The 19,704-nt window shown below is 68.2% G+C and carries 19 protein-coding genes; 9 read left to right on the top strand and 10 right to left on the bottom strand.

Features of this window, described 5'->3' with window-relative positions:
- Positions 1-304: 304 nt before the first annotated feature.
- A complete protein-coding gene (locus H4W27_RS00215; RefSeq protein ID WP_192594150.1) occupies positions 305-1,033 on the bottom strand; it encodes a metal-dependent transcriptional regulator in 729 nt (242 codons plus the stop codon).
- Positions 1,034-1,234: 201 nt separating this feature from the next.
- On the opposite strand from H4W27_RS00215, the gene serC reads away from it, so the two are divergent.
- Positions 1,235-2,353: a phosphoserine transaminase gene (gene serC, locus H4W27_RS00210; protein ID WP_192594149.1), complete on the top strand. Its 1,119-nt coding sequence runs from the start codon at positions 1,235-1,237 to the stop codon at positions 2,351-2,353.
- Positions 2,354-2,428: 75 nt separating this feature from the next.
- On the opposite strand, the gene H4W27_RS00205 is transcribed toward serC, so the two are convergent.
- Positions 2,429-2,905, bottom strand: coding sequence for a DUF3027 domain-containing protein (locus H4W27_RS00205; protein WP_192594148.1), 477 nt, complete (start codon positions 2,903-2,905; stop codon positions 2,429-2,431).
- A gap of 2 nt (positions 2,906-2,907) precedes the next feature.
- The gene (locus tag H4W27_RS00200; protein ID WP_192594147.1) at positions 2,908-3,291 is read right to left on the bottom strand and encodes a cold-shock protein; all 384 of its coding nucleotides are present in this window, start codon (positions 3,289-3,291) and stop codon (positions 2,908-2,910) included.
- 104 nt (positions 3,292-3,395) lie between these two features.
- Between H4W27_RS00200 and H4W27_RS00195 the strand changes: the two genes are divergently transcribed.
- The 6 genes from H4W27_RS00195 (at position 3,396) to H4W27_RS00170 (ending at position 10,529) form a co-directional block, all read left to right on the top strand.
- Positions 3,396-3,668 (top strand): cell division protein CrgA, encoded by a 273-nt coding sequence (locus H4W27_RS00195; RefSeq protein WP_192594146.1) that lies wholly within the window; start codon positions 3,396-3,398, stop codon positions 3,666-3,668.
- Between the two features lies 1 nt (position 3,669).
- Positions 3,670-5,946 carry a helicase-associated domain-containing protein gene (locus H4W27_RS00190; protein WP_192594145.1) on the top strand — a complete coding sequence of 759 codons (2,277 nt, stop codon included), beginning with the start codon at positions 3,670-3,672 and terminating at the stop codon, positions 5,944-5,946.
- Complete coding sequence (locus H4W27_RS00185; RefSeq protein ID WP_192594144.1) at positions 5,939-7,597, top strand: DNA repair helicase XPB; 1,659 nt, start codon at positions 5,939-5,941, stop codon at positions 7,595-7,597. Before H4W27_RS00190 ends, H4W27_RS00185 begins: the two co-directional genes overlap by 8 nt.
- Positions 7,598-7,669: 72 nt before the next feature.
- Entirely contained in the window at positions 7,670-8,398 is a 729-nt protein-coding gene (locus tag H4W27_RS00180) for a response regulator transcription factor (RefSeq protein ID WP_036473118.1), read from the top strand.
- A gap of 64 nt (positions 8,399-8,462) precedes the next feature.
- Positions 8,463-10,043: a sensor histidine kinase gene (locus H4W27_RS00175; RefSeq protein ID WP_192594143.1), complete on the top strand. Its 1,581-nt coding sequence runs from the start codon at positions 8,463-8,465 to the stop codon at positions 10,041-10,043.
- Positions 10,044-10,238: 195 nt separating this feature from the next.
- Entirely contained in the window at positions 10,239-10,529 is a 291-nt protein-coding gene (locus tag H4W27_RS00170; protein ID WP_192594142.1) for a WXG100 family type VII secretion target, read from the top strand.
- A 158-nt stretch (positions 10,530-10,687) separates the two neighbouring features.
- On the opposite strand, the gene groL is transcribed toward H4W27_RS00170, so the two are convergent.
- Entirely contained in the window at positions 10,688-12,325 is a 1,638-nt protein-coding gene (gene groL, locus H4W27_RS00165) for a chaperonin GroEL (RefSeq protein WP_192594141.1), read from the bottom strand.
- Positions 12,326-12,584: 259 nt separating this feature from the next.
- Between groL and H4W27_RS00160 the strand changes: the two genes are divergently transcribed.
- Positions 12,585-13,787: a lipid II:glycine glycyltransferase FemX gene (locus tag H4W27_RS00160; RefSeq protein WP_318782041.1), complete on the top strand. Its 1,203-nt coding sequence runs from the start codon at positions 12,585-12,587 to the stop codon at positions 13,785-13,787.
- A gap of 13 nt (positions 13,788-13,800) precedes the next feature.
- Here the strand turns inward: H4W27_RS00160 and pcaC are convergent, their stop codons facing one another.
- The 6 genes from pcaC to H4W27_RS00130 all read right to left on the bottom strand — a co-directional run bounded on the left by pcaC (position 13,801) and on the right by H4W27_RS00130 (position 18,725).
- Positions 13,801-14,187 carry a 4-carboxymuconolactone decarboxylase gene (pcaC, locus tag H4W27_RS00155; RefSeq protein WP_192594139.1) on the bottom strand — a complete coding sequence of 129 codons (387 nt, stop codon included), beginning with the start codon at positions 14,185-14,187 and terminating at the stop codon, positions 13,801-13,803.
- Positions 14,180-15,001: an alpha/beta fold hydrolase gene (locus tag H4W27_RS00150; protein ID WP_192594138.1), complete on the bottom strand. Its 822-nt coding sequence runs from the start codon at positions 14,999-15,001 to the stop codon at positions 14,180-14,182. The genes pcaC and H4W27_RS00150 overlap by 8 nt, the downstream gene beginning before the upstream one ends.
- A complete protein-coding gene (locus H4W27_RS00145) occupies positions 14,994-16,469 on the bottom strand; it encodes a lyase family protein (RefSeq protein ID WP_192594137.1) in 1,476 nt (491 codons plus the stop codon). Before H4W27_RS00145 ends, H4W27_RS00150 begins: the two co-directional genes overlap by 8 nt.
- Positions 16,470-16,492: 23 nt before the next feature.
- Positions 16,493-17,074: a protocatechuate 3,4-dioxygenase subunit alpha gene (gene pcaG, locus H4W27_RS00140; RefSeq protein ID WP_192594136.1), complete on the bottom strand. Its 582-nt coding sequence runs from the start codon at positions 17,072-17,074 to the stop codon at positions 16,493-16,495.
- 2 nt (positions 17,075-17,076) lie between these two features.
- Positions 17,077-17,874, bottom strand: coding sequence for a protocatechuate 3,4-dioxygenase subunit beta (pcaH, locus tag H4W27_RS00135; RefSeq protein ID WP_192594135.1), 798 nt, complete (start codon positions 17,872-17,874; stop codon positions 17,077-17,079).
- A 107-nt stretch (positions 17,875-17,981) separates the two neighbouring features.
- On the bottom strand, positions 17,982-18,725 hold the full coding sequence (locus H4W27_RS00130) for an IclR family transcriptional regulator (RefSeq protein ID WP_192594134.1): 744 nt from the start codon (positions 18,723-18,725) through the stop codon (positions 17,982-17,984).
- 73 nt (positions 18,726-18,798) lie between these two features.
- On the opposite strand from H4W27_RS00130, the gene H4W27_RS00125 reads away from it, so the two are divergent.
- Complete coding sequence (locus H4W27_RS00125; protein ID WP_192594133.1) at positions 18,799-19,548, top strand: IclR family transcriptional regulator; 750 nt, start codon at positions 18,799-18,801, stop codon at positions 19,546-19,548.
- Positions 19,549-19,704: the final 156 nt, after the last annotated feature.

Here is a 19,704-nt window from a genome sequence, read left to right as displayed (position 1 = left end):
AGCACGAGTACGACGGTATAACAGATCGATAAAAATGTCACGCTCAGGTCACGGTCGTTGTGGACAGCCCCGTCTCGGGGAGTTCCGCGCCGATGCTGTTGAGCCTTCGTCACCGGCCTCCTACCCAGAAAACCCCAGGTCAGATGGATCTGTGAGTATCAGTCAAGATCGGTGGCCCAGGTCACGGTGGTCCGTGATCTCTGTGATCTTCGTGATCTTCTGTGTCATCAGCCGTGACATCGGCCGTGACATCGACGCAACCAGAAGGCGTTCGACGGACGTTCAACGGGCACTCAGCACGTCGTCAGCGTGTCTCGGCCGCCGCGACGAAGATGTGCTGGGCGACCTCCAGGGGCAGCTCCACTTCGAACGGGGCCTGCGTGCCGTCCTCGACCTCCAGCATGACGTGGGCTTCGTTGAGCCCGCGCAGTCGCAGGGTGCCCCCGGGGCGCAGGCCTGCCTCGAGGAGCTGCTCGAGGACCTCAGGTTCCATCTGGACGGACTCTGCCAGCCGCTTCACCGTCCAGAGGGCCCTCGTGCTCCCGGCGGGGTCCGCCTCTGCCGCCTGACGCAGCGTGGTCCTCGAGGGGGCGGGCTGATCGGTCGGGAGCACCACGCCGAGCTGCTCAAGTCCGGGGATCGGGTTGCCGTAGGGCGATTCCACGGGAGACTGCAGTATCTCGATCAGCCGCCGTTCCACCCGCTCACTCATCACATGTTCCCAGCGGCACGCCTCTTCGTGGATGTACTGCCATTCCAGGCCGATGACATCAGAGAGCAGCCGTTCTGCGAGTCGATGCTTGCGCATGACCTGCACGGCAAGTCCACGTCCAGATTCGGTGAGCTCCAACCTGCGGTCGGCGGTGAGCACCAGCAGGGAGTCGCGCTCCATGCGCGCCACCGTCTGCGAGACCGTCGGGCCCGAGTGCTCGAGCCGCTCCGCGATGCGTGCTCGCAGCGGAACGATGCCCTCCTCCTCGAGATCAAGGATCGTGCGCAGGTACATCTCGGTGGTGTCGATCAGATCGGTCACGTATGACTCACTCTCCTGCGCCGTGCCTTGGTAGCCTGAGCCCGGCGCTGTTCGTCCTGGTGGAAGCAGCTGCTGTACAGCATAGATCGGCACCGGAACGCTCCGGCAATGGTGCGTGTTCATATGCCCGTCCGAACATCGAGGGTTCTCGGCCTCCCGCCCCAGAGGCCTCGGCCTCTCGTCACCTATATAGGAGTCTCCATGTCTGCTGAGCGCATCACCATTCCCCGTGAAATGTTGCCGGAGGACGGCCGTTTCGGCGCCGGGCCCTCCAAGGTCCGCGCCGCGCAGGTGGATGCCCTCTCCGCCGCCGGCGGACATCTGCTGGGGACCTCCCACCGCCAGGCGCCCGTGAAGAACCTGGTCGCGGAGGTGCGCGAGGGTCTGCACCAGTTCTTCGGAGCTCCCGAGGGGTACGAGCTGATCCTCGGCGTCGGCGGCTCCACCGCGTTCTGGGACATCGCCTCGTTCTGCCTGGTCCAGCAGAAGGCCCAGCACCTCTCCTTCGGCGAGTTCGGCTCCAAGTTCGCGAAGGCGACCCATGAGGCTCCCTTCCTGGACCCCTCGAGCATTCTCAGCTCAGAAGCGGGGACGCTGCCCGCCCCGCGACCGGAGGCGGGGGTCGACGCCTATGCGTGGCCGCATAATGAGACCTCCACCGGCGTTGCGGCGCCCGTGAAGCGGGTCCAGGGGGCCGACGACGGCGCGCTGGTGCTGGTCGACGGAACCTCGGCTGCGGGCGGGCTTGCGGTCGACGTCACCGAGACCGATGCCTACTACTTCGGGCCGCAGAAGAACTTCGCCTCGGACGGAGGACTGTGGCTGGCGATGATGTCCCCCGCCGCCATCGAGCGTGCAGAACGTCTGGACGCGCAGCGCTGGGTGCCCGATTTCCTGCAGCTGACCACCGCGATCGAGAACTCACGGAAGAATCAGACCTACAACACCCCGGCCCTGGCGACCCTGGTCACGCTCAACGAACAGGTTCGCTGGCTCAATGCCAACGGCGGAATGGACTTCGCCGCCGCACGCACTGCGGACTCGGCCGGACGGGTCTACGCCTGGGCCGAGGCCCACGAGCTTGCCCAGCCCTTCGTCGCTGATCCTGCCGAGCGCTCGAACGTCATCACCACAGTGGACTTTGCCGAGAGCGTCGATGCCGCAGATCTGGCCAAGACGCTGCGGGCCAATGGGATCGTCGATGTGGAGCCGTACCGGAAGCTGGGCCGCAATCAGCTGCGCATCGCCACCTTCACGGCCATCGAGCCCGAGGACGTCACCCGGCTGCTGAACTGCATCGACCACGTGCTGGAGCGCTGAACGCAGCGGCGCCGCGCTGAGCAGGCACCGGCCCCCAGGAGAGGGGCGTCACCGCCCTGAGCACGCGAGTGACGCTCAGTCTTCGGCGGACTCCGCCTGCTCGGCCCGGTGGGCCTCCTTCTCCTCATCATTCATGCGCTCGAGCCAGGGCACCCACTCCGGTGCGATCAGCGCGTCCTGCCCTGGGAGGATGCCCAGCTCACAGACGGTGACCTTCTTGGCGCGCGGTGCACGAGCCACGGTCACGAACCACTCCCAGCCGCGGTAGCCGGGCTTGTCCGCCGCAAAGCGGTGGGTGAGCAGCCGGTCTCCCTCCGCGCGGACGCCCAGGTGCATGCCGATCTGCGCCTGCGCGGCGATCTCGACAAGGGCTTCACGGGCCAGCTCGACGGACTCGGCCAGCACCGGGTCGGCCTTGGGCTTCGCCGCCCGACGCGGACGCGGCGCTGTGCCTGTGCCTGTGCCTGTGCCGGAGTGTTCCGGGCTCGATGATGCTGCTGCGGAGACGGTCTGCTCTGCGCCGGACTCTTCGATGCTCGTCTGTTCAGTCATGTTCAGGCATCAAACTCGTCGGCCACGCGACGCAGCATCGCGGCGATCTTCTTGGACTGAGCCGTCGGCGGGTAGTGCCCGTTGCGCAGCTGACCGGTGGAGTTCTCGAGCACGTTCACCAGGTCCTGGACGAGTTCGGCCATCTCGTCTGCGGGCTTGCGGACGGCGCGCGCCACCGAAGGGGCCTCCTCCAGGATGCGCACGGACAGCGCCTGCTTGCCGCGGCGACCATCGGCGATGCCATACTCCATGCGCGTGCCAGCCTTGACGCTCGGGACCCCCGCTGGCAGGGCAGAAGAGTGCAGGAACACTTCCTGACCGTCATCTGACGTCAGGAAGCCGAAGCCCTTCTCGGCGTCGAACCACTTCACTTTCCCGGTTGGCACGGTGCTCTTACCTCATGAATCGTTGGAGACGGGTACAGATGATCAAGGCCTCCAGAGTACCGCCGACGACGCCCGAGCCAGAACCCGCGCGCTAGAATCGCCTCATGTCCACTTCGACCAGCACCGCACTCCACGGGGAGACGCGGCACGCCGGCTCACGTCCGGGACGGGTCCTGCTCTGGTCAGGGGTCGTCGTCGCCGCACTGTCCGGCGTCTCGCTGCTGATGATCCTGGTGATGTATTTCCTGCAGACCGACCCCCATCCCGCGATCTACGCCGCCGGCCTCTGGGGCCTTCCCCTCGGCTTCGGGCTGATGACGGTCTACCTGCTGTTCTCGGCAGGCCACCGCCGCCGACGCGGCGTCGGCCTCGGCTGAAGTGGCGCTGCTGAACCTGGAGACGCTGCTCGACCGCCTGGAAGGCTGGGACGAGGAACAGCTGGCGCTGCTGCTGCAGGCCCGTCCCGACCTGCTGCATCAGACCCCCGGCGACCTGACCGTCCTGGCGATCCGGATGAGCTCTGAGACGAGTCTGCGCCAGCACCTGCAGCGGCTCGATGCCGACGAGCTGAACCTGCTCCGAGCGCTGGCGCGCTCAGCAGCCACCGGCGCTCCGGCTCCGGAGGGGCAGCTCGAGGCCAGCGGCGCACTGGAGTCTGCCGGACTCATCTTCGACGCGTCGCCCGCCGCGGAGTCCGCCTCCGCGCCGAACGCGGATCAGCTGTCGGTGCCGGCGCGGCTGCCGCACATCATTGACTCGCTGGAGGCGCAGTATCCTCAGCTGGCCGCACCAGCCAGAGACCTGCACACGGCGGCCGAGGCCCCCGGGGTCTCCGCAGCCAGGGTGGAGAACGCGTCACTCTCCGTGGTCTCTGATCTGCTGGACGATGTCGCAGAGCTGCTCGGCCTGCTCGCACACATGCCCGCGGCCACGCTGCGCACCGGCGGGGTCGGCATGCGTGAGCTGCGCCGGCTCGCGACCCGGTCCGCCCGCTGGGGTCCGACGCCCGGGACACGACGAGGCAGGGCCGCCGAACCGGGACTCGGTGGATCGGTCGGCTCCGATGCCAGCGTCGGGGAGATCGGATGGCTGCTGGAGCTCACCGCCGCGTGCGGGCTGATTGAACTCGATGACAGCCAGGCCTGGGCGCCCAGTCGGCTGGCTGAACAATGGGGTGACGCCGCCCGAGCGCATCAGCACCAGCTGCTGGTCTCGGGATGGCTGATCGCCCCGCGAGCGCCGATGCTGCTGCGCGGACCCCACCCGACCACCCGCATCGCTCCGACCCTGGCACTGGACCGCCAGCGCGGGGACGCGGCACAGCTGCGCCGGGTCCTGCTCGAGACGGCAGCCGACCTCGCCGCAGCGGCGCAGGGGGATCGCCGGCCCCTGCTCTACACCCTGGAGCTGCCGGAGGATGATCTCCCCGGCCCCGACGCGCTGCGCGGGGTCCTGGTCGAAAGACTCCGGTGGCAGCGTCCGCTGTTGAGCGCCCGCGTGTCGCACCTGCTCCCCTGGCTGGTCCGTGAGGCGGAACGGCTGGGCCTCTTCGCGGTCGGAGCACTCAGCGCGGCCGGAGAGTCCCTGCTCCGCTCCGAGGCGAGAGACGCCGCCGAAACTGGCGGCGCCAGGTGGCACCGCGGCCTGGCGGATCTCGCCGCACAGCTGGCGGGCGCACTCCCGGCCCAGGTGGACACCATCCTGGTGCAGTCGGACCTCACCGCCGTCGCGACCGGCTCGCTCTCCGCGTCGAGCACGGCCGCGCTGGGGGACTTCGCCCAGCGGGAGGGCCACGGCGCCGTGCCCACCTTCCGCTTCAGCGCCGACTCCCTGCACCGCGGGCTCGCTCGCGGGTGGACGGCCTCCGGGATGCTCTCCTGGCTCCAGGAACACAGCCTGACCCCCCTTCCCTCCTCGTTGAGGACACAGATCACCGATGCCTCCCGCACCTGGCGCGGGGTCCAGGTCGGTGCCGCCGGAGCCTGGCTGCGGGTCACCGACGCGGACCAGCGCCAGGCGCTGATGAGCCATCCCGAGCTGAGCGGACTCGGGCTGCGCGTGCTTGCTGAGGAGGTGCTCGTCGCCGAGGCCAGCCCCGCTGCGCTCGAGCAGGCGCTGACCGCAGCCGGGTTCAACAGCTCCCGCGCGCCGAAACTCGAGGAGACCGACGCCCCAGGCTCCGCATCCCCGTCGGCCGACTCCTCCGCGCAGCACAGCACCGCCTGGACGCTGGAAAGCTCGCCCTGGGAACACTCTCGGATCACCAGCCCGCACCCGATCGATCCCGACGCCGCTGCGGTCCGAACCGCCGCGGCCAGTCTGCTGCGCGCGGGACGGGCCGCGCCGTCGTCGTCGAACTCGGCGGTCGCAGGCGATGTGATCGGCACGCTGCGCTCAGCGCTGGCAGCCCGGCGCACAGTGACCCTGACCCGGGTCTCTCCGCAGGGCAGCACCCATCACCTCACCGGCGTCCCCACGGGGATGAACGCCGGCAGAGTCCGCATTCGCGTGCGGGAGGATGAGGGCGAGGCCGTCGTCATGCTGCACCGGATCGCCGCAGTGGAGGACACCGCCGTGAACGACAACGCGGCGCAGGCGAGCGGCGCGGAAGAGAACAGAACAGCATCCGGCAGCATGGAGGAGAGACATGAGTGAGGGACCGCTGATAGTCCAGTCGGACAAGACCGTGCTGCTGGAGGTCGATCATCCTGAGGCCGATGCCGCCCGCCGCGCCGTCGCCGCCTTCGCAGATCTCGAGCGCGCTCCGGAGCACATCCACACCTACCGGATCACGCCGCTGGGTCTGTGGAACGCGCGAGCGGCCGGATTCGACGCCGAGTACGTGGTGGACACGCTGCTCAACCACTCACGCTTCCCCGTTCCGCATGCCCTGCTGGTGGACATCGCCGAGACGATGAGCCGCTACGGAAGGCTGCGGCTGGAGAAGGATCCGGTGCACGGCCTGGTTCTGCGCAGCCAGGAGCCCGGGATCCTCAGCGAGGTGCTCCATGCCAAGACGCTCGCCTCGCTGCTGGGACCAGAGATCGATGAGTCGACCATCGCCGTGCACGGACAGGCCCGCGGCGAGCTGAAGCAGCAGCTGCTGCGACTCGGCTGGCCGGCGGAGGATCTGGCCGGGTTCGTGGACGGCACCGCCCATCCCATCGCGCTGCGCCAGGATGGCTGGCAGCTGCGCGGGTATCAGCAGGAGGCGGTGGACAACTTCTGGCAGGCCGGATCCGGGGTGGTCGTGCTGCCCTGTGGTGCGGGCAAGACGCTCGTCGGGGCCGCCGCCATGGCCACCTCCGGGACCATCACGCTGATCCTGGTGAACTCCACGGTCTCGGCGCGGCAGTGGAAGGCGGAGCTGATCAAGCGCACCTCGCTGACCGAGGAGGAGATCGGTGAGTACTCCGGGGCCCGGAAGGAGGTCCGTCCGGTCACGATCGCCACCTACCAGGTGCTGGCATCGCGCAAGAACGAGCTCTTCACCCATATGGAGCTGCTCAACGGGCATGACTGGGGACTGATCATCTATGACGAGGTCCATCTGCTTCCCGCCCCGATCTTCCGGATGACCGCAGATCTGCAGGCCCGCCGCCGGCTGGGTCTGACCGCCACCCTGATCCGCGAGGACGGGCGTGAGCGTGAGGTGTTCTCGCTGATCGGACCCAAGCGCTACGACACCCCTTGGAAACAGATGGAGGCTCAGGGCTGGATCGCTCCGGCCAGCTGCATCGAGGTCCGCACCGATCTTCCGCGCGGGCTGCGCATGGACTACGCCGCCGCCCCGGACAAGGAGCGCCACCGGATCGCCGCCGGGGCGGAGGTCAAGGATGCGGTCGTGGCCCGGCTCGTGGCCAGACATCGGCATCTGGGCGAGCAGGTCCTGGTGATCGGACAGTTCGTGGAGCAGCTCGAGCGCCTGGGTGAACAGCTGGGAGCCCCGGTGCTCACCGGATCCGCCTCCGTCGCGGCTCGGCAGAAGCAGTTCGATGCCTTCCGCGCGGGGGACCTGAAGGTCCTCGTCGTCTCGAAGATCGCGAACTTCTCCATCGATCTGCCCCAGGCCTCGGTGGCGATCCAGGTCTCGGGGACCTTCGGCTCGCGCCAGGAGGAGGCACAGCGGCTGGGACGGCTGCTGCGACCCGGGGAGTCCGCAGAGGGCGAGGACCCGAAGCGTGCGCACTTCTATTCGGTGGTCACCCGCGACACGGTGGACATGGAGTATGCCGCGCGTCGGCAGCGGTTCCTCTCCGAGCAGGGATACGGCTATTCGATCCTGGACGCGGAGGACATCGTCTGAGTCCCGAGCAACACCACTGAACAAACAGGGTTCGTACAGCAACCTTCCAGGCTAGAGGAGGAAACTGGCAGAGTGACTGACAAGACTCCTGAAGCCAAGCTGCTCGTCGTCGATGACGAGCCCAATATCCGCGAGCTGCTCGCCACCTCGCTGCGTTTCGCAGGTTTCGAGGTCGCCGCAGCGGGGAACGGCCGCGAAGCGCTGGAGACCGCCGAGACCTTCCAGCCTGACCTGGCCGTGCTGGATGTGATGCTGCCCGATATGGACGGCTTCACCGTCACCCGCCGACTGCGTGCGGCCGGCAAGCACTTCCCCGTGCTGTTCCTCACCGCTCGGGATGACACCGATGACAAGATCACCGGGCTGACCGTCGGCGGGGACGACTATGTGACCAAGCCGTTCTCCCTGGATGAGGTCGTGGCCCGGATCCGCGCCGTGCTGCGCCGAACCGCGCCGTTCGAGGATGAGGACGCGGTGATCGTGGTGGACAATCTGGAGCTCGACGACGACGCCCACGAGGTCCGCCGCGGCGGCGAGATGGTGGAGCTCTCCCCCACCGAGTTCAAGCTCCTGCGCTACCTGATGATGAATCCCAACCGGGTCCTCTCCAAGCAGCAGATCCTGGACCACGTCTGGGAGTACAACTTCAACGGGGACGCCTCCATCGTGGAGTCCTACATCTCCTACCTGCGGCGCAAGATCGAGTCGGGCTCTGAGGGCGCGCCGATGATCCAGACCAAGCGCGGCGTGGGCTACGTCCTGCAGACCTGGGAGCGCCGCCAGCGGTCCCAGGGCCTCTAGGCGGCGCTGCGGCGCCGCGGCGGCCGTCTCGCGTGAGCTTCCCTGTGGCACGTAAGGTCTGCGTATGCGCGCGATCCGCTCTCTGACCCAGACATGGCGAAAGGCCTCGCTGCGGACCCAGCTGGTGCTGATCATGTCCGGGCTGCTGGTGCTCACCCTCTTCGTGACCACCTTCGTCTCTGCCTCGCTGTTCCGCCAGGAGCTGCTGCGGAACCTCGATGAGGACATCACCGCCAACGCGAACAACGTCTCGATGTACCTGACCCGGCGCAGTGCGCCCGAGTTCGGCGACACCCAGTCCATCTTCCGCTTCTATGGGATTCTGATGGATGGAGAGGGTGAGTTCCTGCAGGCGAACTCGACCCACCCGGCCGGCTACGGCGGGGACATCCCCGAAATACCGAACATGACCTTCGAGGAGGTCCTTGAGCTCTGGCAGCAGGGCGAGCACCTCGACGTGCCGGGCACCGAGCCGGACTCCCGCGGCTGGCGGGTCCATGTCATGCCGCTGGAGAACGGGGAGGACTCCCTCGCCGTCGGCCTGCCGCTGGAACCCGTGGAGACCTCCGTGGAGCGCGCGAGCTTCCTGGTCGCCACCATCGGTCTCATAGCAACCCTCGGCGCCTCGACCATCGCTTATGCCCTGGTCACCCGGGCTTTCCGATCGCTGTTCCATGTGGAGAAGACCGCCGCGGTCATCGCAGACGGCGACTTCTCCCAGCGCGTGGAGACCACCGCACCCCCGGAGACCGAGATCGGTCGTCTCTCCCGCTCGCTGAACGTCATGCTGGAGCACATCGAGGCCGCATTCCAGTCCAAGAGCGCCTCGGAGGAGAACATGCGGCGCTTCATCCAGGATGCCTCCCATGAGCTGCGCACCCCGCTGGTGACCATCCGTGGATTCTCCGAGCTCTACCGGCAGGGCGGGGTCAGCGACAACCCCGAAGCCGTGGGGATGGCCATGGGCCGGATCGAGTCCGAGGCCAAGCGCATGGGCCAGCTGGTGGAGGACATGCTCACGCTGGCCCGCCTGGATGAGCAGCGCCCCATGCAGCTGGCGCCGCTGGACCTGAATCTGATCGCACACGACTCGATCATGGACCTCGCAGTCAACGCGCCGGACCGGACGACCCGGGTCACCGGGCTCGACGGCGGCGCGCCGAAGCCTGCCCCGACGCTGGGAGACGAGGGGCGGATCCGACAGATCGTCACCAATCTCGTCACCAACGCGCTGCGCTACACCCCGGAGGGCACCCCCCTGGAGATCGCGGTGGGCACCCAGCACCGCGACGACGGCACGGCTGATGCCGTGCTGGAGGTCCGGGACCACGGGGACGGCATCGCAGAGGAGGACGCCGCGAAGATCTTTGAGCGCTTCTACCGCGCTGACAACTCTCGGCAGCGTGAAACCGGGGGGACCGGTCTGGGCCTGGCCATCTGCGCCGCCATCGCCGCCCAGCACCAGGGCACTGTGCGGCACAGCACCACCGAGGGCGGCGGCGCGACGATGACGCTGCGGCTGCCCATGGTCGCCCTCGATGACCAGAGCGATCACGAGACCGACATCGACCTTGAGACCGACATCGACGAGGACGAGCTGGACCAGATCCGCGCCGCCGCCAGAGACCGCCGCTCCGCCGACTGAGGCCCGTGCGGACGTCCCATCCCGGCGTCTTCCTCAGCCACCGGCGCCTCCGCCTTCCCCCTGCGCGTCTCCACAGCCGAAGCAGTCCCGTGAGGGGCCCGTGCAGGTCTGCATAGGTTTGCCCCAGGGCTGGGCAGCAGGTCCCGCCTGAACCGCTGACCGGCGCCGGGCAGGCCCGGGGACAAGGAGAACATCATGGCGATGCTGCAGATCGACACCGCAGAGCTGCTGGCCAAGAGCCAGACCGTGGAGGCCACGCTGAGTCGCATCCAGACCGATGTCAGTTCGATGGAGTCACAGCTGCGTCAGCTCCAGGATTCGTGGAAGGGCACGGCCTCCGCCGCCTTCCAGGAAGTGCTGACCCAGTGGCGCTCCACGCAGGTCCAGGTGGAGCAGTCTTTGGCGAGCGTGCGTCAGGCGATGACTGCGGCCTCCACCCAGTACGAGGAGACGGAGTCCGCCAATACGGCCATGTTCGGTCGCTGACCGGGCCACGGCCCCGACGCCCACGGCGGCTCCAGGCGTGTGCCAGGCATGTGACAGGGCCGCCCGGATGTTCAGGGCACAGCAGAAGGCCCCGCAGCAGACCGAGTCTGCTGCGGGGCCTTCAATGGAGCTGAGCTCGCAGTGAGATGATCAGAGGATCACATCATGCCGCCCATGCCGCCCATCGGATCCATGCCCTCGGCACCGGCGCCGGCCGAGTGCTTCTCCGGCTTGTTGGCGACGACTGCCTCGGTGGTGAGGAACAGCGAGGCGATGGAGGCCGCGTTCTGCAGTGCAGAGCGGGTCACCTTCACCGGATCGTTGACTCCGGCCTCGAGGAGGTTCTCGTACACGCCGGTGGCGGCGTTGAGACCGTGGCCATCAGGCAGGCCGCGGACCTTCTCGGCCACGACGCCGGCCTCCATGCCGGCGTTGATGGCGATCTGCTTCAGCGGTGCCTCCACAGCGAACTTCACGATGTTCGCGCCCGTGGCCTCATCGCCGGAGAGCTCCAGCGAGGCGAATGCGCGCGCCCCGGCCTGGATCAGGGCCACGCCGCCGCCGGCGACGATTCCCTCATCCACGGCGGCCTTGGCGTTGCGCACTGCATCTTCGATGCGGTGCTTGCGCTCCTTGAGCTCGACCTCGGTGGCTGCACCTGCCTTGATGACTGCGACGCCGCCGGCCAGCTTGGCCAGGCGCTCCTGCAGTTTCTCGCGGTCGTAGTCCGAGTCAGAGTTCTCGATCTCGGCCTTGATCTGCGCCACGCGACCGGCGATCTCGTCGGCATCGCCCGCGCCTTCGACGATGGTGGTCTCGTCCTTGGTCACAACGACCTTGCGGGCGGTGCCCAGAAGCTCCAGAGTGGTGTTCTCCAGCTTCAGGCCGACCTCCTCGGCGATGACCTGGCCACCAGTGAGGATCGCGATGTCCGCGAGCATGGCCTTGCGGCGGTCACCGAAGCCCGGAGCCTTCACGGCGACGGACTTGAAGGTTCCCTTGAGCTTGTTGACCACCAGCGCCGCGAGGGCTTCGCCCTCGAGGTCCTCGGCGATGACCAGCAGCGGCTTGCCGGACTGCATGACCTGCTCGAGGACGCCGATGACATCCTTGACCGAGGAGATCTTGGAGTTGGCGATCAGGATGTAGGGGTCCTCCAGGACCGCTTCCTGACGCTCCGCGTCGGTGACGAAGTAGCCCGAGAGGTAGCCCTTGTCGAAGCGCATGCCTTCGGTCAGCTCAAGCTCCAGGCCGAAGGTGTTCGACTCCTCGACCGTGATGACGCCTTCCTTGCCGACCTTGTCCAGCGCCTGAGCGATCAGGGCACCGATCTGCGGATCGGCGGCAGAGATGGAGGCGGTGGCAGCGATCTGCTCCGTGGTCTCGATCTCCTTGGCGGACTTGAACAGCTCGGCGGTGACGGCCTCCACGGCCTTGTCGATGCCGCGCTTGAGCGCCATCGGATCAGCGCCGGCTGCGACGTTGCGCAGACCCTCTTTGACCAGGGCCTGGGCGAGGACGGTGGCGGTGGTGGTGCCATCGCCGGCGACGTCGTCGGTCTTCTTCGCGACCTCTTTGACCAGCTCGGCGCCGATCTTCTCGTAGGGGTCGTCCAGCTCGATCTCTTTCGCGATCGAGACGCCGTCGTTGGTGATGGTGGGTGCACCCCAGGACTTCTCCAGCACGACGTTGCGGCCGCGGGGACCCAAGGTGACCTTGACGGCATCGGCGAGGACGTTCAGTCCGCGCTCGAGGCCGCGGCGGGCCTCTTCATCGAATGCAATAGTCTTTGCCATAGTGGCGCGTGTCCTTCCTGGACTCGGCTTGTCTCAAGCCGTGGTGTGTGACTGTCAGACGTGTTCGCGTCTGCTGGGTCGAACCATTCCAGGTGCCCGCGACGGACGGCCGTTCCCGCGTCACCGAGAACATCTATATGGCCTCACCTGCTCAGGTTCCTCTAGCAGTCTCGACACGAGAGTGCTAAACCAATTTTTAGCACTCTCCCCTGGTGAGTGCAAACCCCTCAGCCCAGGGCGCAGACGGTACCCTGGTGTGGTGATTGAGCAAACAGATTCCGGTGCCGCTGCCTACGATGTTCGCCCGATCAGCGCAGAGGAGCACACACGCTTCCTTTCCGGTCAGACCACGGCGTCCTTCCTGCAGAACCCCCGCTGGTCAGCGGTGAAGCGAGAGTGGGAGGCGCAGAGCCTCGGACTCTTCGATCCCTCCGGCCCGGCAGATGCTGCCCCGCTGGGCGCCGCGCTCGTGCTCTTCCGCCGACTCCCGGTCCCCGCGATGGTTCCCGTGCTGGGCGGAAAGAGGCTCGCCTATATGGCGGAGGGCCCGGTGATGGACGCGCCGACGGCGGACCTGCACCGGATGCTCCCCCCGCTGATCGACCACCTGAAGGCATCCGGGGCGTTCCTGATCCGCATGGGCCTGCCGGGGGTGCTGCGCCACTGGGAGGCCAAAGAGGTCCGTCGCGCCCTGGCGGCGGGAGAGAACACCAGCATCTCCGAACTCGAGCCCCTCGACTCCGGGGCTGCGGGCTCGCCCCAGCCCGAGACATGGCGGCGTCAGCTCAAGGAGCTCGGGTTCCAGCCTCCAGCGGCCAGCACAGACTTCGAGGCGGGGCAGCCGCAGTTCCAGGCGCGCATCCCGCTCACCGACGACCAGGGCCAGTCGCTGCCGATCGATGACGTGCTGGCGCGGATGGACCAGTCCTCGCGCCGACAGACCAAGAAGTCCACCCGCTCCGAGCTGACCATCAGCGTGGGCGATGAGTCAGACTTCCCAGCCTGGCAGAGCCTGTACTCCGAGACCGCCGAGCGGGACGGGTTCACCGGTCGGCCGCTCTCCTACTTCCGCAGCATGTACCGGGAGCTCAACGCCTCACCGCTGAGCCAGTGCACGCTCTACCTCGCCCACTTCGAGGATCAGCTCCTCGCTGCGGCGATCTACGTGCGGCAGGGCGAATTCGCCTGGTACGTCTACGGCGCCTCCTCCGCCGAGGAGCGCAAGCGCTATGCTCCGCGGGCGCTGCAGCTGCGCCAGATCGAAGACTCCCTCGAGGCAGGCTGCCAGTGGTATGACCTCGGTGGACTCAGCCCGTCGCTGGACCCCGAGTACCCGCTGGCCGGACTCACCCGCTTCAAGACCACCATGGGCGCAGATGTCGTGCAGACCCTCGGGGAATGGGACTACCCGGTCAACCCGCTGCTGGCGCGCGCGTTCACGCTGTACATGGCCCGACGCTGAGTCGCGGCGCGGCTCAGGACGACCCGGCTCGCTCTTCCTCCAGCACACGGCGCCCGATGCTGAACGCGGTGTTCGCCGCCGGAACCGAGCAGTAGATCGCTGACTGCAGGAACACCTCTTTGATCTCGTCCTCGGTCAGTCCGTTGCGCAGCGCGGCGCGGACATGCATCTCCAGCTCTTCCCAATAGCCGCCGGCGATCAGCGCGGTCAACGTGATCGCGGAGCGGGTGGATCGCTCAAGTCCGGGCCGGGTCCAGATGCTGCCCCACGCATAGTTGGTGATCAGCTCCTGGAAGTCTGCGGTGAAGCTGTCCTTCTTGGCCTCTGCCCGGTCCACATGGGCGTCGGAGAGCACCTCACGGCGGACCTTCATGCCGTTCTGGTAGGTCGAATCAGTCATTGAGGAACTCCTTGAGCAGGCCTGCGGTGGCTTCGGGGGCTTCGGCCGGGGCCTGGTGGGCCACGCCGTCGAGCACGGCGGTCTGCGCCAGCCCGGTGTCTGCGATGTCCTGCACGGCGCTGGGCGGGCACACCGGATCTTCTGCGCCGCTGATCACCAGCAGCGGCCTGGCGATCGCCTCGAGCTCTGCGGTGATGTCGTAGCGGCCGAGGGCGCGGCAGGCCTGGGCGTAGGAATGCCGGTCCGTGTGCTGCAGGGAGCGCAGCAGCGAGGTGACAACAGCAGGCTGCCTGGCCATGAATCCCGGGGCGAACCAGCGCTGCGCCGAACCCTCCACCATCGTCGGGGTCCCGGCGCTGCTGACCAGCTCCGCCCGCTCCGCCCACATCTGCGGGTCTCCGATCCGCGCAGCGGTGCACAGCGCCACCAGTCGCGTGAAGCGGGTCTGGGCGCGCAGGGACAGGGTCAGACTCACGGTGCCCGCGATGGAGACTCCTGCGGCATAGACCGGCGTCTCTGCAGGAAGTCCGTGCGCTGTCCCGAGGTCTTCGACGAGGGTCTCCAGCGCGTCGGCGAGATCGGCGATCTCGAACGTCTTAGTGAACGGCTCCGCCTCGGCATGGCCGGGGAGATCCCAGCCGATGACGGTGAACCGCTCCTCCAGGTGCTCCAGGGCGGAATCCCAGAGGACAGCGACGCTGGTGCCCAGCGAGGGACCCAGCACCAGGACCGGGCGCACTCCGCCGCTGAGCTCCGCAGGGGTGCCGGTGAGCAGCTGCGGGGTCAGCGTGAGGACAGAACGGGGCTCAGGCATGTTCGGTGACTCCTTCTGGTGTCGAGGCGGCTGGTGTCGAGGCGGCTGGTGTCGAGGCGGCTGGTGTCGAGGCGGCTGGTGCTGAATCGTTCTTCGCCGGGCTGGACGCCGCGCGGAAGTCGGCGACGGCGGTGCCGATGAACTCCTGGGCGCGGCCGAGATACTCTCTCGGGTCCAACAGCTGGTCAAGGTCTTCCGGACCGATGACCGCGGGGTCCAGCTGGTCCTCGAGCAGGCTTCGCAGCGGAAGCCCTTCGACGGCGCTGCGCTTGAGCAGCTGCTGCAGGGCAGACTTGCCTCCCGGAAAGGAGTCGCTCAGCCGCGCCAGCAGACGTTCGCTGACCACGGCATCGCCGCTCAGGGCGAGGTTCGCCCGCATGGACTCTGGGCGGACCTCGAACCCTTCGAAGAGCTCGGCGGCTCGACTGGCGGCTCCTCCGGCCAGTCGGACCAGTTCCACCAGGCTGGGCCACTCGGCGTGCCAGGCACCGGCCGGACGCTCATCCTCGGCAGTGGCGGCAGCGACGTACAGCGTGCTCAGCTGGCCGGGCGCGGAGAGTGCGGCGGAGCGGATCAGCGTGGAGAGCACCGGGTTCTGCTTCTGCGGCATGGCCGAGGAGCCCCCGCGCCCGGCCGTGCGGGGCTCGCGCACCTCGGCGATCTCAGGACGCTGCAGGATCAGCACATCGCCGGCGGCCTTGCCCAGCTGGGCGAGCACCGCGGCCAGTGCGGCGGCGATGTCGAGCATCGTCTGGCGCTGGGTGTGCCACGGTCGCCGCATGGGCGCCAGCCCGAGCCGAGCCGCCAGGGCCGAGGTCATCTGCTCCGCCTGCTCGAAGCCCACGGAGTCGCTCAGCGCGGCCTGGTTGCCCACGGCTCCGCCCCACTGCAGCGGCAGTGTGGCCGCGGCGGTCTCAAGTCGGCCCATGGACTGGGTCACGCCGTCGAGCCATCCGGCGCTGCGCAGACCGAAACAGGTGGGCAGCGCGTGCTGGGTCAGCGAACGAGCCACACACAGGGTCCTGCTGTGGTCCTCGCTGAGGGTGCTCAGCGCCGCTCCTGCCCGCCGGAGATCATCCGTGATGCCCTGCACGGCCTCACGGATCAGCAGCATCAGAGCGGTGTCCAAGATGTCCTGGCTGGTGGCCCCCCGATGCAGCGCGGCATCGGATTCACCGGACTGCTGCAGCGCGTCGCGCACGGCGGCGAGCATCGGGATGACCGGGTTTCCCCCGCCGGTGCCCTCCGCAGCGATGTCCTGAGCGCGCAGACCGGCGAGGGCCGGGTCCACGCTGATCCGGCGGATCGCCTCGGCGCTCTCGGCCGGTGCCTCCCCCGCCTCGACCAGGGTCTGCGCCCAGGCCGCCTCCACTCGGACCAGTGCCCGCAGCACCGAGTCCTCCGACATCAGCTCGGCCGTGGATGTGGCCGCCCACACGGGGCTGAGGAGTCCATAGGGTCCGGTCATGGCTGGGGGCACGCTCCTGTCGATCAGTCCACCGGTCCGGTGACCTGCGGGGTGTTGGGGTAGGCCAGGAAGACCGTTTCGAGCTCTCCCTGCAGGTGGATGTCGAAGCGCAGGTCTCCGCCAGATTCCCGGGTGGCCAGCAGCGTGCTGCGGCGACTCTCCGGCACCGAGGCCAGCAGGCTGTCCTGCTCGAGCGCCGCGCTGGACTCAGGCAGATAGACGCGGGTGAACAGCCGGTCCATGAGCCCGCGCCCGAAGACGGTCAGCAGAAAGTACGGCGCGCGTCCCTCTCCCATGCTCCCGGGCTCCACCGTGGTGAAGGAGTAGTGCCCGACCATGTCCACAGCCGCGCGGCCCCAACCGGTGAAGGTGTAGCCGTCCCGGCGCAGCGAACCGGGCTCCTGAGAGACCCGCCCCTGCTGGTCCGGCTGCCAGAGTTCGATCATGGCATCAGGGATCGGCGCGCCGTCGCCGTCGTAGACGGTGCCGTGGAGGCGGAGCGCGCCGGGGTGGGTGCGGTCGACCAGGGCCGCGCCGCCGACATACGGCAGGGCGTACCCGAAGAACGGGCCCACGGTCTGGGCGGGGGTCGGTGTCAGCTTCATGATCAGTGCTCCTCGTCCTCTTCGGCCCATGTCCGGTTGCTGCCGGAGAGGACGATGTCCCAACGGTAGCCGGTGTTCCACTCGTGCTGGGAGACGGAGTGGTCGTAGGTGGCGACCAGGCGGTCACGAGCGGCCTGGTCGGTAATGGACTGGTAGATCGGGTCCAGATCGAAAATCGGGTCCCCGGGGAAGTACATCTGGGTCACGATCCGCTGAGTGAAGTCGGTGCCGAACAGCGAGAAGTGGATGTGCGCCGAGCGCCAGGCGTTGTGGTGGTTCTTCCACGGGTAGGGCGCCGGTTTGATCGTGGTGAAGCTGTATTCTCCGCCGGGGCCGGTGAGGGTGCGTCCCACCCCGGTGAAGTTGGGGTCCAGCGGGGCAGGATGCTGATCGCGCTTGTGCATGTAGCGCCCCGCCGCATTGGCCTGCCACATCTCCACGAGCTGACCCGCCACCGGGCGGCCGTCGCCGTCGACGACGCGACCGGTCACGATGATGCGCTCACCGATGGGCTCGCCATTGTGCTGGATGGTCAGATCCGCCTCCACCGGGGAGACGTCGCGGTGGCCGAAGGCCGGGCTGTAGAGCTCGATGCCCTCAGGATCCGCGTGGTGCAGCGACTTGGTGGGGTGCCGCAGCAGGGAGCTGCGATAGGGCGGGAAGTTGAGCCGGGCGTTCGTCTCCTCCTCGCCTCCGCCGTCCCGCTGGGCCCGGTAGGCGCTGTGGATGCCTGAGACCTCGGCGTCGATCTCCGCCTGGGAGTTCACGGCTGCGTCCGGATGCGTGCTCTTGTGAGCCATGAGACTCTCGCTCCTTGAAGGGGTCGGCAGCGCAGGTGCGCCGAGGTGTGACGTGGTTCTCACTCAGTCTGCCGGTCGGTGCGGCCGAACCGCCACACCATTGCCATTCAATGGTCCATCCCTTCGATGGCGCGGCTGATTCCGCGACCGGCGGTCTGCAGCGCCATCAGAAACTGGGGGATCTCTGGTGAGTCCCGGGGCACCACCACGGTCAGCGCCGCCACCGCATGTCCTGCGGCGTCCAGCACCGGCACCGACACTCCCGCCGTCTCGGCGTTGATCACCCCGGCCACCCGGGCGTGCCCGCGGGTCCGCGCCTCGGCCAGCTCCTGCCGCAGCTGCGGACGCGTCTGGGCGATCAGCTTCTGCCGCGGCGCCCACCAGCTCTCCACGACATGCGCCGGCGAGTGGGCGAGCAGCACGTGACCCATGGAGGTGAGCTCGGCCGGCATGGTGGTGGCCACCTCGGCGGGGTTGGCGACCGCCCCATGGCGCGAGAGCCGCTCCACGATCAGCACCCCCTGTCCGTCGAGGACAGCGAGCTGGGTGGTCTGGCGCACCACCGCGTTGACGTCGTGCATGAAGGGCAGCGCGGCGGCGCGCAGCGTGCGGCTGATCGGGGTGCTCTGCGCGATCTCCCAGAGTCGCTGGCCCAGGACCATCTCCCCCGAGGCCGTGCTGCTGAGCAGTCCCATCGCACGCATCTGACGGACGAGCCGATATCCGGTGGTCCTCGGCAGGCCTGCGGCAGCGATCAGCTCGCCGGCGGGCAGACTCGGTCGGGTCTCGAGCACCGCCAGCAGCCGCATCGCGCGGTCCAGCACTGCGTCACCGCTGGACGAATTCGCCATGCCGCCCAGCGTACTCGGGACCCTCCCCCTGCGCCCCCACGGTCCTGTGCGGGCGAAAGCTAGCATGTGACTCATGGCGAACTCCTCCACCGGCGACTCGGTGCTCACCCGGCTCGACCGGGTGCTCTCCACCTTCTCCGCGGCCGAGAGCCTGCTCAGCGCCGCCGAGATCTCCCGGCGCACGGGGCTCCCGCCCGCCACTGCGCACCGGCTGTGCCGAGACATGGCCGAGCTGGGCTGGCTGGAGTCCCTTCCGGGCGGATATATCATCGGCACGCGCCTCTGGGAGATGACCAACCGCTCGGCTCCGACGATGCGGCTGGCAGTACGAGCCAGGCCCCACCTCTCGGATGTGCAGGCGGTGATGGGACAGCATGTCCAGCTCGGCGTGATCGAGGGGCACGAGGTGCTCTTTGTGGATCGGCTCTCCGCGCGCGAGGCCCCCCGGATCCACGGCGGAGTGGCCGGCCGACTGCCGCTGCATGTCTCCGCGACAGGGATCGTGCTGCTCGCCCATGCCTCGGCCGAGTTTCGAATGTTCTACCGCAGCCACCACGACGAGAAAGTCCCCGGGGGGACTCCGACCATCGCGGAGGACCGGCTCGAACAGGTCCGCCAGCAGGGCTACTGCGCACAGACCGGGGTCATCGAGCCCGAGGTGACCGGCATCGCGGTGCCCGTCCGGCAGCGCGGCCGCGCCGTGGTCGCGGCCCTGGGCGTGGTCACCGACGACGACGACGTCGCCCGTCGCCCCGCTCCCTGGGTGCAGATGCTCCAGATCGCGGCACGGGGCATCCAGCGCGAGATCAGCGGGCAGAACTGAGGCGCGCCGGCGCGAGGATCCGGTGCGAGGATCCGGTGCGAGGATCCGGTGCGGCCCTCGGCCGCGAGGGCTTCTCCAGCGAGGACTTCTCCCCAGGGGCGGCTCAGCTCGTCCACCACTTATTGCATTCAATGAGATCCTTGTGGCGCTGGGCAC

Origin of the sequence: Nesterenkonia lutea, from assembly GCF_014873955.1 — a bacterium.
Lineage (GTDB): Bacteria > Actinomycetota > Actinomycetes > Actinomycetales > Micrococcaceae > Nesterenkonia > Nesterenkonia lutea.
Note: the sequence above shows the minus strand (reverse complement) of the source record. Positions and strands in the feature narration are given on the sequence as shown.